General features: G+C 46.9%; 17 protein-coding genes. 14 read left to right on the top strand and 3 right to left on the bottom strand.

Features of this window, described 5'->3' with window-relative positions; translation table 11 throughout:
* The first annotated feature begins 19 nt into the window (after positions 1-19).
* Genes CBI31_RS06470 through CBI31_RS06480 form a run of 3 tightly spaced genes read left to right on the top strand, consistent with a single transcriptional unit; the run spans position 20 to position 3,059 of the window.
* Entirely contained in the window at positions 20-1,216 is a 1,197-nt protein-coding gene (locus tag CBI31_RS06470) for an ABC transporter substrate-binding protein (protein WP_088525573.1), read from the top strand.
* 2 nt (positions 1,217-1,218) lie between these two features.
* Positions 1,219-2,103: a branched-chain amino acid ABC transporter permease gene (locus CBI31_RS06475; RefSeq protein WP_088525574.1), complete on the top strand. Its 885-nt coding sequence runs from the start codon at positions 1,219-1,221 to the stop codon at positions 2,101-2,103.
* Positions 2,100-3,059, top strand: coding sequence for a branched-chain amino acid ABC transporter permease (locus CBI31_RS06480; RefSeq protein ID WP_088525575.1), 960 nt, complete (start codon positions 2,100-2,102; stop codon positions 3,057-3,059). The genes CBI31_RS06475 and CBI31_RS06480 overlap by 4 nt, the downstream gene beginning before the upstream one ends.
* A gap of 2 nt (positions 3,060-3,061) precedes the next feature.
* On the opposite strand, the gene CBI31_RS06485 is transcribed toward CBI31_RS06480, so the two are convergent.
* From CBI31_RS06485 to CBI31_RS06495, 3 genes are read right to left on the bottom strand one after another with little or no spacing between them, the layout of a single operon-like run.
* On the bottom strand, positions 3,062-4,069 hold the full coding sequence (locus CBI31_RS06485) for a phosphotransferase family protein (protein WP_088525576.1): 1,008 nt from the start codon (positions 4,067-4,069) through the stop codon (positions 3,062-3,064).
* Positions 4,070-4,082: 13 nt separating this feature from the next.
* A complete protein-coding gene (locus tag CBI31_RS06490; RefSeq protein WP_088525577.1) occupies positions 4,083-4,853 on the bottom strand; it encodes an SDR family NAD(P)-dependent oxidoreductase in 771 nt (256 codons plus the stop codon).
* The gene (locus CBI31_RS06495) at positions 4,853-6,022 is read right to left on the bottom strand and encodes an acyl-CoA dehydrogenase family protein (RefSeq protein ID WP_088525578.1); all 1,170 of its coding nucleotides are present in this window, start codon (positions 6,020-6,022) and stop codon (positions 4,853-4,855) included. Before CBI31_RS06495 ends, CBI31_RS06490 begins: the two co-directional genes overlap by 1 nt.
* A 147-nt stretch (positions 6,023-6,169) precedes the next feature.
* On the opposite strand from CBI31_RS06495, the gene CBI31_RS06500 reads away from it, so the two are divergent.
* The 11 genes from CBI31_RS06500 to atpA all read left to right on the top strand — a co-directional run bounded on the left by CBI31_RS06500 (position 6,170) and on the right by atpA (position 15,724).
* Positions 6,170-6,919, top strand: coding sequence for a sulfite exporter TauE/SafE family protein (locus tag CBI31_RS06500; RefSeq protein ID WP_240553774.1), 750 nt, complete (start codon positions 6,170-6,172; stop codon positions 6,917-6,919).
* 106 nt (positions 6,920-7,025) lie between these two features.
* Entirely contained in the window at positions 7,026-8,945 is a 1,920-nt protein-coding gene (gene mnmG, locus CBI31_RS06505) for a tRNA uridine-5-carboxymethylaminomethyl(34) synthesis enzyme MnmG (protein ID WP_088525580.1), read from the top strand.
* A complete protein-coding gene (gene rsmG, locus CBI31_RS06510) occupies positions 8,942-9,610 on the top strand; it encodes a 16S rRNA (guanine(527)-N(7))-methyltransferase RsmG (protein ID WP_088525581.1) in 669 nt (222 codons plus the stop codon). Before mnmG ends, rsmG begins: the two co-directional genes overlap by 4 nt.
* Before the next feature lie 16 nt (positions 9,611-9,626).
* Positions 9,627-10,397, top strand: coding sequence for a ParA family protein (locus CBI31_RS06515; RefSeq protein WP_088525582.1), 771 nt, complete (start codon positions 9,627-9,629; stop codon positions 10,395-10,397).
* A gap of 22 nt (positions 10,398-10,419) precedes the next feature.
* Entirely contained in the window at positions 10,420-11,313 is an 894-nt protein-coding gene (locus CBI31_RS06520; RefSeq protein ID WP_088525583.1) for a ParB/RepB/Spo0J family partition protein, read from the top strand.
* 32 nt (positions 11,314-11,345) lie between these two features.
* The gene (locus CBI31_RS06525) at positions 11,346-11,834 is read left to right on the top strand and encodes an ATP synthase subunit I (protein ID WP_088525584.1); all 489 of its coding nucleotides are present in this window, start codon (positions 11,346-11,348) and stop codon (positions 11,832-11,834) included.
* A 31-nt stretch (positions 11,835-11,865) separates the two neighbouring features.
* A complete protein-coding gene (gene atpB, locus CBI31_RS06530) occupies positions 11,866-12,756 on the top strand; it encodes a F0F1 ATP synthase subunit A (RefSeq protein ID WP_088525585.1) in 891 nt (296 codons plus the stop codon).
* Between the two features lie 42 nt (positions 12,757-12,798).
* On the top strand, positions 12,799-13,065 hold the full coding sequence (gene atpE, locus CBI31_RS06535) for a F0F1 ATP synthase subunit C (protein WP_028818346.1): 267 nt from the start codon (positions 12,799-12,801) through the stop codon (positions 13,063-13,065).
* Between the two features lie 63 nt (positions 13,066-13,128).
* Complete coding sequence (locus CBI31_RS06540; protein WP_088525586.1) at positions 13,129-13,599, top strand: F0F1 ATP synthase subunit B; 471 nt, start codon at positions 13,129-13,131, stop codon at positions 13,597-13,599.
* A gap of 1 nt (position 13,600) precedes the next feature.
* A complete protein-coding gene (locus CBI31_RS06545; protein WP_088525587.1) occupies positions 13,601-14,137 on the top strand; it encodes a F0F1 ATP synthase subunit delta in 537 nt (178 codons plus the stop codon).
* Positions 14,138-14,182: 45 nt separating this feature from the next.
* On the top strand, positions 14,183-15,724 hold the full coding sequence (atpA, locus tag CBI31_RS06550; RefSeq protein ID WP_088525588.1) for a F0F1 ATP synthase subunit alpha: 1,542 nt from the start codon (positions 14,183-14,185) through the stop codon (positions 15,722-15,724).
* The last annotated feature ends 12 nt before the right edge of the window (positions 15,725-15,736 follow it).

Genomic DNA, 15,736 nt, shown 5'->3' on the forward strand with positions numbered 1-15,736 from the left:
ATTTTTAAAGGAAAAAATAATGAAACGGACTTTAATTTCTATGGCGGTGGCGGCTTTGGCTGCAGTTTCTAGCGGTGCAAATGCGGCGGACCCATCTGCCGTCAAAATCGGCTTTATTACTGATATCTCTGGCTTGTATTCAGATATTGATGGTCAGGGGGGTTTGGAGGCGATCAAGATGGCCATTGCCGACTTTGGTGGTACTGTTTTAGGTAAAAAAATTGAAGTCGTTTCTGCCGACCACCAAAACAAAGCAGATATTGCTGCATCTAAAACTAGAGAGTGGATTGACCAGGACGGCGTTACTGTTGTATTTGGTGGAACTAACTCGGGAACTGCGCTGGCAACTTCAAAGGTGGCTGCAGAAAAAAAACGGATTTACATTAACAACGGCGCCGGTACTTCTGCATTAACCAATGAGCAGTGCACCCCATACACCATTCATTACACCTATGACACGGTTGCTTTGGCAAACGGCTCGGCCAAGGGGATGATGGATAAAGGTTTGAAGACTTGGTATTTTTTGACTGCTGACTATGCGTTTGGCTATGCACTTGAGAAAGATGCAACTAACGTGATTAATGCGAGCGGTGGAAAGGTTTTGGGAACTTCGAAGCACCCACTAAATGCGAGTGATTTTTCATCTTATTTATTGCAAGCACAAGCTTCAAAAGCCCAAGTTTTGGGTTTAGCGAATGCAGGTGGCGACACAATTAATTCCGTGAAGGCCGCCAATGAGTTTGGCATTACCAAAACCATGAAGATTGCTGGTTTGTTGGTGTTTATTACTGATGTACACGCAATTGGTATCCAAAATGCACAAGGTTTGCTTGCTACTGAAGCCTGGTATTGGGATCAGAATGACCAGACTCGCAAGTTTGCAAAACGCTTCTTTGAAAAAATGAAGCGTATGCCAACGATGGTTCAGGCAGGAAATTATTCATCTACGATGACTTATTTGAATGCTGTTAAAGCGGCTGGTACCAGCGATTCAGACAAGGTGATGCAGCAATTACGCAAGGTCAAAATTAACGATATGTTTACAAAAAACGGTTATATCCGCAAGGACGGAACCATGGTTCACGACATGTACTTGTTTGAAGTTAAAACACCAAGCGAAGTTAAAAGCCCATGGGATTACTACAAGCTAGTTGCTACCGTACCTGGTGAGAAAGCTTTTGCTCCAGAGGCCTATTCTCAGTGCGGCAATAAGTAATCTTGGAAATCTTCGGCCTTTCTATTTCCGCCTTGTTAAGCCAGCTCCTTTTGGGGCTGGTTAACGGCAGTTTCTATGCAATCCTCAGTTTGGGATTGGCGGTGATCTTTGGCCTTTTAAATGTTATTAACTTTTCACATGGCGCCATGTTTATGTTGGGCGCCATTGTGACTTGGATGGCCGGACAATATTTTGGAATCAATTATTGGGTGATGCTGATATTGGCGCCAATCGTTGTTGGCTTGATTGGTATTGTGATTGAGCGTTTATTGCTAAGGCATTTGTATAAGCTCGATCATTTGTATGGATTGTTGTTGACTTTTGGTTTAACGCTTTTTATAGAGGGCGTGCTGCGCTCCATATATGGCGCTTCGGGCTTGTCATATAGTGCTCCCGATGCCTTACGTGGGGCCACCGATTTAGGATTTATGGTTTTGCCAAACTATCGCGCATGGGTGGTGTTTGCTTCCCTAACGGTGTGTTTTGCTACTTGGTACGTGATAGAAAAAACTAGCATTGGCGCCTATTTGCGCGCTGGCACAGAAAACCCAACACTCGTTCAGGCATTTGGAGTGAACTTTCCTCTGATGACAACATTGACTTACGGGTTTGGAGTGGCGCTCGCAGCTTTTTCAGGCGTGCTCGCAGCGCCGATCATTCAGGTTTCGCCTTTGATGGGCTCTAACCTCATCATTGTTGTTTTTGCTGTGGTGGTGATTGGGGGCATGGGTTCTATCATGGGCTCAATTGTTACCGGCTTAGGATTGGGTTTAGTTGAGGGTTTAACCAAGGTGTTTTATCCAGAGGCTTCAAGTACCGTGGTGTTTGCGATCATGGTGATTGTTTTGCTCTTTAGGCCAGCAGGCCTGTTTGGGCGCGAAAAATGAAATCATTTAAGTTCTGGCTTTTTCTGGCCATTCTTGCTGTCGCAATAGCGGCACCATTTTTTGCTTATCCCATTTTCCTGATGAAGATTTTGTGCTTCGCTCTTTTTGCGGCAGCATTTAATTTATTGTTGGGCTACACAGGGCTTTTATCTTTCGGTCATGCCGCATTTTTTGGTGGCGCTGGGTACTGTGCGGGATATTTGATGCGCGACATGGGCGTTGGCCCTGGCGGCGCAATCATTCTTGGCGTTCTGTTTGCAGCAGCCTTGGGCGCCTTGATTGGCGGCCTTGCAATTAGAAGACAAGGCATTTACTTTTCGATGATTACTTTGGCCTTAGCGCAAATGTTTTACTTTATTTGCCTGCAAGCCCCAGCTTCTGGCGGTGAGGATGGTTTTCAGGGCATTCCAAGGGGCGAGCTGTTTGGCTTAATTGACTTGCAGGCTGACTTGAATCTTTACTACTGTGTTTTAGCTACGGTGCTTGCCGGATTCTTATTTATTTCTAGGATTATCTCTTCCCCGTTTGGGCAGATCCTTAAGGCGATTAAAGAAAACGAACCACGTGCAATATCTCTGGGTTACAACGTCAATCGCTTTAAGTTTTTAGTATTTATTTTGTCTGCTGCGCTGGCCGGTTTGGCTGGAGCCGTTCAAGCTTTGGTGTTGGGTTTTGAGACATTGACAGATGTGCACTGGTCAATGTCTGGCCTAGTTATTTTGATGACCTTGGTTGGTGGTGTTGGTACCTTGGCGGGCCCGTTCGTTGGGTCGTTGGTAATTGTGCTGCTTGAACATAGAGTGGGCGAGATTGGAAACTTCTTGGCTCAAATTACTGGTGTAAATTGGTTTAACTCTTTGGGCGAATCCGTCACGATTGTTACGGGCCTGATATTTATTTTCTGTGTAATGGCTTTTCGCCGCGGCCTGGTCGGGATCTTTACTAAAAAGCAATAGCTTTACTGTTGGGTACAAGCCCAGCCAAGATCAGCAAGCGCCCCCGCTTTTGCCCCGTTTTCAATTGCATCGCTCGCATTGGCATTGCCACCCATCGCGCGCTTGGTAATGCCATGCAAAATTGCTGAAATCCGGAATAGGTTGTAAGCCATCAAAAATGGCCAATGCTCTGAAATTGATCTTCCCGCTTGTTTCTCATACATGGCGATATATTCAGATTCACTAGGAATTCCTAAGGCAATCAAGTCAAGGCCTTGTATTCCGCGCCACAGGGTCGGCGGGATTCTCCAGGCCATGCATTGGTAAGCAAAGTCAGCCAGTGGGTTACCAAGCGTAGAAAGCTCCCAATCTAAAACACCAATGATGCGTAAATCTGTTTTGTGAAAGATGAGATTGTCCATCCGAAAGTCACCATGGATTAGTGAGGTTTCGTCCTCAGCGGGAATGTGCTCGGGTAACCAGTCCATTAATCGATTAAGAGAATCTGGAATGGCAATGTTGGCTTCTCGTACTTGCCGAGACCAGCGCGCAATTTGCCGCAAAAAATAATTGCCGGGCTTGCCAAAGGTTTCTAATCCAAGCGATACATAATCTAGCTGATGTATGGCAGAGATAGTGCGATTCATTTGTTCGTAAATATGCTGACGTTCACTGGCCGCGAGCCCAGGTAAAGATTGGTCTGCAAAGACGCGCCCATCTAAATATTCCATGATGAAAAACGCAGTTCCAATAACGCTCTCATCATCACAATAGGCTAGCATTTGGGGGGTGGGAACGTCTGTAGCCGCTAGCGCTTTCATCACTCGATACTCCCGATCTACCGCATGTGCTGATGGTAATAAAGCCCCGCTCGGTTTTTTTCTGAGCACGTAATGAGAATTGCCATTACTAATTTTGTATGTCGGGTTCGATTGGCCACCAGTTAGTTGGCTAAGCTCGATGGGGCCTTTGCAGAGGCCTAATGCATTTAAGTGTTTACCAAGCGACTCTTGAAAAGAGAGGGTTTGCATAAGCAATTTGTATTTATAGGCCGCTAATCAGGTGGCCGCTATCTACCGCAATAGTTGCACCAGTCATTGCGGTGCTGGCATCAGAGGCTAGCAACAATAATGGCCCATTTAAATCTTCCAAATTATTGAAACGCCGCGAAGGTATGCGCGACAGAATTTTTTGACCAGCCTCACTCAGCAGAAATTCGCGATTGAGGTCAGTAATCACATAACCTGGCAACAAGGCATTGACTCGGATTTGATGGCGCGCTAATTCAAGAGCCATTACTTTTGTGAGTTGAACTACGCCCGCTTTCGAGATGACATAAGGAGCCACTCCACCGATAACTCTCTCCCCCAAGATCGAGGCAATATTGACGATATTTCCCGGTGTATTAGTGGCTGCTAGGTGCCGCGCCGCCTCAGTAGCAACCAACCAACAACCCTTCAGATTAGTATCGATTACTCGATCCCAGTCTTCCTCGGTTTGATCAAGCAGTTTGCGATTGATGCTCATGCCCGCATTGTTGACAACGATCGTTGGCAATGACCATTGCGCAATCTCATCAAAACATTTCGTCACACTTTTTTTGTTCGTAACGTCTAATTCAAATGCTTTCGCTTGGCCACCCAATTGTGCAATTTCATCTACAACAGATTGCAGCTGATCTATGCGACGCGATGCGATGGCTACCTTTGCGCCCGCTTGAGACAGCAGCATGGCGCAGTGTTTGCCAATGCCGCTAGATGCGCCTGTAATTAAGGCTGTTTTGTTATCTAAGCGAAACAACTGACCGATATCCATTACTTGAGCTCTTTGTTTGCAATCATTTTTCGAGCCATACTCCAGCGGTGAACCTCGCTTGGCCCATCATAAATTCGGAAGCCACGCATATCTTTAAAAATTTTCATCAGTACGGTTTCACCAGTGACGCCTTGCCCGCCCAACATTTGCACGCAACGATCTACCACTCGCCACTCGGCCTCAGAGCAAATAACTTTAGCGCGACTAGACTCAAAATTGCAACGCTCTCCTTGATCCAAAAGCCAGGCAGTATGCCAAATATTTAGGCGAGAGGTTTGCAAATCCATGTCGTTATCTGCCAACATAAATCCAACGCCCTCGTGCTCGCCTAAGATTTTCCCAAAGGCCTCTCTTTTCTTTACGTAGGCAATGGCAATGTCTTGCGCACGTTGGGCTTGACCAAGCCAACGCATGCAATGGGTTAGCCTGGCAGGCGCTAAACGTACTTGGGCATTTTTAAAGCCCTTACCAAGCTCGCCTAATATTTGTTTGGAAGAGACGTGTAAATTTGTAAACTGAAGAACGCCATGTCCGCCAACAAAGCAGCTATCCATCGCATCCATATTTCGAACAAGCTCAATGCCTGGCGCATTCATGTCTGACAAAAACATAGTTGCAGAGCCGTCTTCGCCGCGAGCCATGATGATGACAAAGTCAGCTCCATCGGCCCCAGTAATAAACCACTTTTGGCCATTAATAAGATAGTCTTCGCCATCTTTGATGGCTGTGGTCATGAGCATTGAAGGATCTGAGCCGGCGCCGGGAGCAGGCTCTGTCATGGCAAAGCACGAACGAATTTTTCCGGCAACCAAGGGGCGAAGCCAGCGCTCTTTTTGTTCTGGACTAGCAATTTCTTCCAGTAAATGAATATTGCCTTCATCGGGGGCGTGGATATTCATCGCGGTCGGCCCTAGTGAGGAGTAACCGGCCTCCTCAAAAACAATCGCTTTTTCTATATGACTTAAGCCTAATCCCCCCATTTCAACAGAGGCATGGGGCGTCAGCAATCCCGCCTTACGCGCTAACTCCATTAATTCTTTGCGGAGATCCTCACCTGGGCCATGCTCATTTTGGCGCAAGTCTTTTTCGAATGGAATAACTTGATCACGAATAAATGATCGCGTCCGATCCCGCAACTCTTCTAGTTTGGGCGTTAAGGAGAAGTCCATCGCTCGATTGTAATAGCAGGTAAAACTCAAATCACACTTAAAGTCTCCTACGACTAAAATACGTTTTGAATGAGGCTGCCATGTAAGACCTTATGATTAATTTTTTTAATTGAGCTTGTTATCGAATTTTCAATTTTCGTTTGGCCCTTGCTACTGGCGGCGGCTTTTTTTGCTGGCTTAGTCGATGCAGTGGCTGGCGGCGGCGGCTTAATTCAGGTCCCCGCTCTATTTGCTGCTTACCCTAACGAGCATCCCGCAACATTGCTTTCAACTAATAAAGTTTCTGCTGTTGGTGGAACCTTAAATGCTGCGCGAAAATATTTACGTCATGTTTCTTTGCCCTGGGCTGTTGTGTTGCCTGCAATTGTGGCCGGTTTTGTGGGATCGCTTTTGGGTGCCAGCGCCGTCAGCACCTTCCCCGCAGAGCCTTTGCGAAAGGCGCTGCCCTTCGTTTTGCTCTTTCTTTTGCTTTACACCTGGTTTCAACCATCGCTTGGTGAGGCCCACGCCCCCAAAGGCGAAAGTCGTTTTCAGCAATTTAAAGCTGCTGTCCTTGGTCTCACTATTGGGTTTTACGACGGCTTCTTTGGCCCTGGTACCGGTAGCTTTTTACTTTTTGGTTTTGTGCGATTCTTCGCTTTTGACTTTTTGCATGCATCTGCTGCAACAAAGTTGGTGAACGTTGCAACAAATTTGGCGGCGATTTTGTTGCTGGCTAGCTTGGGGCAAATTAATTGGCCACTTGGAATCGCCATGATGGTGGCCAATATTGTGGGCAGCCAATTCGGTAGCCGGCTTGCAATTCAGCATGGAAGTGCTTTTGTGAGAAAAGCTTTTCTGGTAATTGTGAGCGCCTTAATTTTGAAGTCTGCATGGAATGCTTATTTCTTGAATTAAATCAATTACTTACAAAACCTACCCTTAATTTCCCCTTATCTTGTTGACCTTTGTTTCACGTGAAACAAACAAAATGCTATGATCATCGCCCTATCTGAGGCAAATCATGCGTTATTCCAAAAGTTTCGATGTCATCGTAGTTGGCGGCGGCCACGCTGGAACTGAGGCCGCCTTAGCTGCGGCACGCATGGGTTGCGATACTCTATTAGTAACCCACAGTATTGAGAGCCTAGGCTCAATGAGCTGTAATCCCTCTATCGGCGGCATTGGTAAGGGCCACCTGGTCAAAGAAATTGACGCTATGGGCGGCGCCATGGCTGCAGCCACTGATGAGGCTGGAATCCAGTTTCGTATTCTCAACTCCAGCAAGGGGCCCGCTGTAAGAGCAACCCGAGCCCAGGGCGACCGAATTCTCTACAAGGCGGCCATACGTAGCCGCTTAGAAAATCAAGAAAACCTCACCCTTTTCCAGGCTGCAGTTGATGATCTTTTAGTTAAGGGCGATGAGGTTAGGGGTGTTGTAACTCAAATGGGCTTAGAGTTTATGGCCAAAAAGGTTGTCCTAACTGCGGGAACCTTTTTGGATGGAAAAATTCATGTTGGCTTAAATAATTATGCTGGTGGCCGCGCCGGTGATCCAGCAGCAGTTTCTCTGTCTGCACGATTAAAAGAGCTAAAGCTCCCACAGGGCAGGCTCAAGACTGGCACTCCACCCCGCATTGATGGTCGAACCATTAATTTCTCGGCCATGCTTGAGCAACCAGGAGATTTGGACCCAGTGCCAGTGTTTTCTTATTTGGGGCGTCCGGAGCAGCATCCAAAACAGGTGCCCTGCTGGATTTCTCATACCAACGAAAAGACCCATGACATTATTCGGGGTGGCTTAGATCGCTCGCCCATGTATACCGGATTAATTGAGGGGGTTGGCCCGCGCTATTGCCCTTCTATTGAGGACAAAATTCATCGTTTTGCCTCTAGAAATAGTCACCAGATCTTTTTGGAGCCAGAGGGCTTAACTACAAACGAGTTCTACCCCAATGGAATCTCGACTAGCTTGCCTTTTGATATTCAGTGGGATCTGGTCCGAAGTATTCGTGGCCTGGAGTCTGCGGTGATTGTTCGTCCTGGTTATGCGATTGAGTATGACTTCTTTGATCCCCGCCAGTTAAGCCACAGCCTAGAAACGAAGGCCATTGTTGGTCTTTACTTTGCTGGGCAGATTAACGGCACCACTGGCTATGAGGAGGCCGCAGCCCAAGGAATGCTGGCCGGCATTAATGCTGGACTTGCTGCCAAGGGTAAAGAGCCCTGGTTGCCTAAGCGAAGCGAATCTTACATTGGCGTATTAGTGGATGATTTAATTACTCGTGGGGTTCAGGAGCCCTATCGAATGTTTACTAGTCGAGCTGAGTATCGCCTTAGCTTGAGGGAAGATAACGCCGATATGCGCTTAACCCCTATTGGGCGCGACCTAGGCTTAGTTGGTGATTGCCGCTGGGAAGTATTTTGCAGGAAACAGGAGGCTGTTTCACGTGAAACATCTCGTCTGCAGGATATCTGGGTCGGGCCAAAGCATGAGGCTGCCCCCTTGGTTTCGGAGCTGTTGGGCCAAGATTTGTCGCATGAGTGCACCCTGACTGAGCTTTTGAGGCGCCCGGGCGTTACTTATGAGGCGATTACAGGCCTGGGCAATGGTTTATGGTCGCCCGGAACCTTGGATGACGATATTGGGCTTGCTGCACAAATTAGTGACCAGGTCGAGATTTCGGTGAAGTATCAAGGCTATATTGAGCGTCAAGCCCTTGAAATTGCCCGCCAAGAGCATAACGAGAGCTTTCCTCTCCCCGGGGCCCTGGATTACTCCCATGTATTGGGTCTATCCAAGGAAGTTCAACAAAAGTTGAATCAGCACAAGCCTGAAACATTGGGACAGGCCGGTAGGATTTCTGGGGTGACTCCAGCAGCACTTTCTTTGCTGCTCGTTCATCTGAAAAAAGGTTTGGGGCGCCCCCAAGAAACTACATGAGCCAAGGTTTGCTTGCTCTGGGAATTGAGGGCCTAGGTTTAAATTTAAGCGCGGCAAATATAGCTGACTTAGAGCTTTTTCTGCAAGAAATGGGCCGCTGGAATCAGGTTCATAACCTCACTGCAATTGAGGGTGAAGCCGATTCTATTCAATTACATCTTATTGATTCTATTGCAGTTTTACCTGTTTTAAGGCAGTTTTTAAAAGCCCCCAACCCTAAAATTGCAGACCTTGGGTCGGGCGGCGGCTTACCCGCAATTCCGATTGCCATTGTTGAGCCAGAATGGCACCTAAGCTTAATCGAGGCGGTTAGAAAAAAGACCGCTTTTCTTCAGCATGCTCGAGGAAGGTTGAAGTTAAAAAACATCAATATTCTGAGTGAGCGAGTTGAAAATGCTGCAATGCATCAAAAAGGCCAATTCGATGCCGTAATTTCAAGGGCCTTTACTAGCCTTGCGCGCTTTTTAGAGCTTTCACTGCCCTTTTTAAAGCCTGATGGACTTGTATTTGCAATGAAAGGCAAGCGTGCAGATGAAGAGATGCAAGAGGTTTGTATGAGTGATTGGCGTTTGTTAGTCGACGAGCCCTTACATATACCCAATTTATCAGTGGAGCGACGCATTTTGGTGTTGAGCCCCATGAGAAAATCACACCCCTCCCTTTAGAAAAAACACAGCAGCCATGGCAAAAATATTCTGTATCGCAAATCAAAAAGGTGGCGTTGGTAAAACCACTACAGCTGTAAATTTGGCCGCTGGCTTGGCTGGACTTAAGCAGCGGGTATTGCTGGTTGACTTAGACCCGCAGGGCAATGCCACTATGGGCTCTGGGGTTGAAAAAGCAGATTTAAATAACAGCGTTTATCAGGTTTTGATTGGGCAAGCCAGAGTCAAAGATTGTGCGCAACGCTGCGAAAGCTCTGCTTACGATGTGTTGCCAGCAAATCGTGATTTGGCTGGTGCAGAAATCGAATTAGTAGATATCGATGCACGCGAATCACGTCTGAAAGATGCTTTAGCAGAAGTGGCCAATGATTACGATTTCATTTTGATTGACTGCCCCCCCGCACTGTCATTGTTAACGCTCAATGGATTGTGCGCAGCAAATGGCGTCATCGTTCCAATGCAGTGTGAATATTTTGCGCTCGAAGGTTTGTCAGATTTGGTGAACACGATTAAACAAGTGCATGCAAATTTGAATCCCGATTTAGCCATCATTGGTTTGCTACGTGTAATGTTTGATGCGCGTATGACATTGCAACAGCAAGTGTCCGATCAGTTGCTTGAACACTTCGGTGACAAAGTATTTAAGGCCATTATTCCCCGCAATGTGCGTTTGGCAGAAGCCCCATCCTATGGGCTTCCTGGGGTAGCTTTTGATCGTTCATCAAGAGGTGCAAAGGCGTATTTAGAGTTTGGCGCCGAGATGATCGAGCGCATCAAACACCTGTAACTTTTAGAAAGATTAAAACAGTATGGTTGCCATTAAGAAAAAAGGTTTGGGCAGAGGGCTAGAGGCGCTCCTCGGCGAAAAAACTCAGCAAGCAAACTCCACTACAGATATCAACCGTTTGCCATTGACCGCACTTCAGGCCGGCAAATATCAGCCCCGTCAAAAAATGGAGGCCAGCGCTTTGCAAGAATTAGCAGAAAGCATTCGTGAACAGGGCGTGATGCAGCCATTGTTAGTAAGGCTTGTAGCTCCAGGCAAGTACGAAATCATTGCTGGCGAGCGACGCTTTAGGGCGGCCTCTATTGCTGGACTGAAAGAGGTGCCCGTCTTAGTTTCTGGTGCAGATGATCAGGCAGCGGCGGCAATGGCTTTAGTTGAAAACATGCAGCGGGAGGATTTAAATCCTCTGGAAGAATCACAGGGCCTGGCAAGGCTGATTGAAGAGTTTGGCTTTACTCATGAGCAGGCTGCAAAAGCAGTAGGAAAATCTCGTAGCGCGATTACCAATTTATTGCGCTTAGCTCAGCTGGCAAAACCTGTTCAGGCGATGCTATTGGCTGGCGATATCGACATGGGCCATGCCCGTGCTCTGTTGCCATTGCCGGGCGCTAGCCAGGTTGCGCTAGCCCAAAGAATTGCCGCTCAAGGCCTATCGGTGCGCGAAGCGGAAAAAATGTCTGCGGCCTTAGCAATTGCCGGTGGTCAGATTGGGGATAAAAAGCCCAAAACCAAGGCAGGCGCTAGTGCGCCAAGCCGCGACCCTGATATGCGTCGTCTTTCACAGGACATCGCTGATTTAATAGGGTTAAACGTGGAATTTAAGTTTAAAGGTAAGGGTGGAGAGATCCGAATCGGCTTTAGCCAGTTTGATGAGCTTGATTCCTTATTAAAAAAGTTGGGTATTGAGGCTGCCTAGCAAGCCTTTGCCAGCTTGAAGAAAAGTATTTTGTGAATAGAAAGCAGCCACTCAATAAGCGCGAATGGGACGAAGTCGAGGACGATTCCTTTAAGACCCTCAGCAAAGAGGAAATGAATGCCTTGCGAAAAGCAAAGCCACGCAACTTTGCCTCGATGAATGCATGGTGGGTTGTTTTAAGTCAGGTTGCTATTACCCTTCTAATTGCCACCGCTTGCTATGTATTTTCGAGTCTAGCTGACAAAAGCGTTTATACTTATTCGGCTTTAGTAGGCGGTTTGATTGGATTTTTGCCTTCCGCGTTGTTTTTGATGCGAATAGAGGCGGCAAAGAAGAGCGTCAAATCTAGCCCCGGCGGTTTTTTGACGGCAGTGGTTTCTGGTGAATTTATCAAAATCCTAGCAACTATCGTTTTGTTCATAGGCTTTGCCCTAAAGCAGCCTGATTTGAAATGGATCCCGTTGCTTGTTACGTATTTAGCTACGCTTAAATGTTATTTGTTGGCGTGGTTCTGGAAGTAGCAAGATGTATATAAACAAGGACAAGTAAGAGATGTCTAGTGAAGTTAAAGTAGCAGCAGAAGTAGGCCAACACGCGGCCACAGAAGCGCTTACACCCACCGCTTACATTGCAGAGCATCTGCAAAACCTCAATAATATTGGGGGGCCACAGGCATCCATCATTGACTTCAGTGTTATTCATTTCGACACCATTTTTTGGACCACCCTCATGGGCTTGGTCACGGTATTTTTATTGGTGATTGCTGCTCGCAGAGCCTCACCTGGTGTTCCAGGACGCTTTCAATGTTTAGTTGAAATGTTGGTTGAAATGGTCGAGAGCCAATCAAAGGGAATTGTTCACGGCGACAGGTCTTATATTGCACCTTTAGCACTCTTTGTTTTTTGCTGGATCATTCTTTTAAACACGCTAGACCTGGTCCCAGTTGATTGGGTTGTTGGTGTAAATCACTTCATTGAAGGTTTTGGTGTGCACGTTCCGCACCACAAGATTGTTCCCACCACCGACTTGAATGCCACCCTCGGAATGTCTTTCTCAGTGTTGCTATTAGTCTTTTTCTATAGCTTCAAGGTCAAAGGTTTTGGCGGCTTTATGCATGAGCTTGTCTCAGCTCCCTTCGGTGCAAAGTGGTACTTAGCGCCATTCAATCTCATTTTGAACATCATTGAATATGTTGCTAAAGGTGTTTCCTTAGGAATGCGACTTTTTGGAAATATGTACGCAGGCGAGTTGATCTTTTTGTTGATCGCCCTTTTAGGAAGTATGTGGACTTTTAATTTGGATTTGTACATGCTTGGCTTTGTGGGCAATGTGCTCGCGGGCTCTGCTTGGGCAATCTTCCATATTTTGGTCATTTTGTTGCAAGCTTTTATTTTCATGATGTTGACTTTGGTCTACATAGGCCAAGCTCATAGTCACCATTAATCTTTTTATTTTTAACCTCACTTTCAATACTTAGGAGTAGACATGCAAGCATTCTTAGCCAACATTCAAGGACTCACCGCGATCGGTATTGGCCTTATCATCGGCCTCGGCGCTTTAGGAGCCTGTTTGGGCATTGGCCTCATGGGTGGCAAGTTCATTGAGGGCGCTGCCCGTCAACCAGAACTCATCAACGAATTGCAAACCAAAATGTTCCTTTTGGCCGGTTTGATCGACGCTGCGTTTTTGATTGGCGTTGGTGTTGCAATGTTGTTTGCTTTCGCAAACCCACTGCTCGCAGTTATTAAGTAATTGTTTTGGCGTGGATGACCAACGGTTCATCCAACCGTTCTCAACAATACTGAAAGGAATATCGTGAATCTGAACGCGACCCTATTCGCGCAAATGATCGTCTTCTTTGTCTTATGGTGGGTAGTTGCACGTTTTGTGTGGCCTCCATTAGTAAAGGCATTGGATGAGCGTTCAACCAAAATTGCCGATGGTTTGGCTGCTGCCGAGCGTGGAAAAGAAGAATTAGCGCTCGCAAATAATGCGGCTGAGCAAGAGCTTTCTAAAGCACGTCAAGAAGGTGTGCTACGTGTAGCTGAAGCAGAAAAACGCGCACAAATGTCGGCCGATGAAATTCGTGCCAACGCACAAGCGGAAGCTACGCGCATTATTTCTCAAGCCAAAGAAGATGCAGATCAACAAGTGACGCGCGCACGCGAAGTGTTGCGTGCCGAAGTTGCTGTATTGGCCGTTAAAGGCGCTGAGCAAATTTTGCGTCGTGAAGTTGATGCCAAAGCGCACGGTGCATTGCTTGATCAATTGAAGGCAGAGCTTTGATATGGCTGAGTTAGCCACCATTGCCCGTCCTTATGCTGAAGCGCTTTTTCAAAGCGCCAAGCCTGCCGAGCTTGCCTCAATGTTGGAGCAACTAAACGAGTTAGCACAGCTTGCTGCGCTGCCTGAAGTTGCTAGCTTGTCTAACAACCCAAAAGTTTCTGCGGCTGACTTGACTAAGCTTTTATCTGGCATGGTGAAGACAAAGTTAGATGTCAAAGTCTCAAGCTTTTTAAGTCTCGTGAATCAAAGCCATCGCTTGGCAGCCATCCCTGAAATTGCAAGTCAATTTGAGGCGATGAAGAACAAAAGCGAAGGTGCAGCAGAAGTAATGATTACCAGCGCATTCCCGATAGAGGGCTCTGCGTTAAATGATTTGTTGTCAAGCTTGAAGAAGCGCTTTGGGGGTAGAGATTTACGCCCAACTATTCAGATTGATCCAGCATTGATTGGCGGTGTTCGCATTCAAGTTGGTGACGAGGTGATGGATAGTTCTGTGAAGGCACGGTTAGCTCAAATGCAAGTAAGTCTTGGCGCATAAGTTATCCCTATTAAGAACATACGAAATAAGACCCAGGAGTAAGTAATGCAACTCAACCCTTCCGAGATCAGCGAGCTGATCAAAAGCCGAATTAGCGAAATGGGTGTTGACACCCAGTCTCGCAACGAAGGCACTGTTATTTCAGTGACCGACGGTATTTGCCGCGTCCACGGCTTGTCTGGCGTGATGCAGGGCGAAATGTTGGAATTCCCAAACAACACTATTGGCCTCGCTTTGAACCTTGAGCGTGATTCAGTGGGTGCTGTGGTGTTGGGTGAATACACCCACATTAAAGAAGGCGATTCAGTTAAATGTACGGGCCGTATTTTGGAAGTTCCAGTGGGCCCAGAGTTGCTCGGTCGCGTTGTAAACGCGCTTGGTCAGCCGATTGATGGCAAGGGTCCAATCAATACCAAATTAACGGACTTTATTGAAAAAGTTGCTCCTGGTGTTATCGCACGGCAATCTGTTAGCCAGCCACTGCAAACTGGTTTGAAGGCAATTGATGCAATGGTTCCAATCGGCCGTGGTCAGCGTGAGTTGATCATTGGCGACCGTCAAACTGGTAAGACTGCAGTTGCAGTTGATGCGATCATTAACCAAAAAGGTAAAGGCGTTTATTGCGTTTACGTTGCGATTGGTCAAAAAGCTTCTACGATTGCTAACGTTGTTCGTAAGCTCACTGAATTGGGCGCGATGGAGTACACCGTGGTTGTTGCAGCAAGCGCTTCTGAGTCTGCAGCGATGCAGTACCTCTCTGCCTATGCAGGTTGCACGATGGGTGAATACTTCCGTGATCGCGGTGAAGATGCTTTGATTGTTTACGATGACTTGACTAAACAAGCGGTTGCTTATCGTCAAATTTCCTTATTACTCCGTCGCCCACCAGGACGCGAAGCTTATCCTGGAGACGTATTTTACCTTCACTCACGCTTACTTGAGCGTGCTGCTCGTGTAAACGCTGAGTATGTTGAGAAGTTCACCAATGGCGCAGTAAAAGGTAAAACCGGTTCTTTGACCGCATTGCCTATTATTGAAACTCAAGCTGGCGACGTTTCTGCATTCGTTCCAACGAACGTGATTTCGATTACCGATGGCCAGATCTTCTTAGAAACAGACTTGTTCAACGCTGGCGTGCGCCCTGCGATTAACGCTGGTATTTCTGTTTCCCGTGTTGGTGGTGCAGCACAAACCAAAGTGATCAAGAAATTGTCCGGCGGTATTCGTACTGACTTGGCGCAATATCGTGAATTGGCCGCATTTGCGCAGTTTGCGTCTGACCTTGATGATGCAACCCGTAAGCAACTTGAGCGCGGTAAGCGTGTTACAGAGTTGTGCAAACAGGCTCAGTACAAACCTTTACAGGTTTGGGAAATGGCCGTCTCACTTTATGCAATGAATAACCGTTACTTCGATGATCTTGAAGTAAAGCATGTATTGGCATTTGAAAAAGGCTTGCAAGATCATTTGAAATCTAAATACGCTGATTTAGTTGCGCGCATTGAAGAAACCAAAGACTTAAGTAAAGATGACGAAGCTGCTTTGCGTGCTGCAATTGAGGACTACAAGCGCTCAGCCTCTTTCTAAGAGGGCTCGCAT

Source organism: Polynucleobacter campilacus, assembly GCF_002206625.1.
GTDB lineage: Bacteria > Pseudomonadota > Gammaproteobacteria > Burkholderiales > Burkholderiaceae > Polynucleobacter > Polynucleobacter campilacus.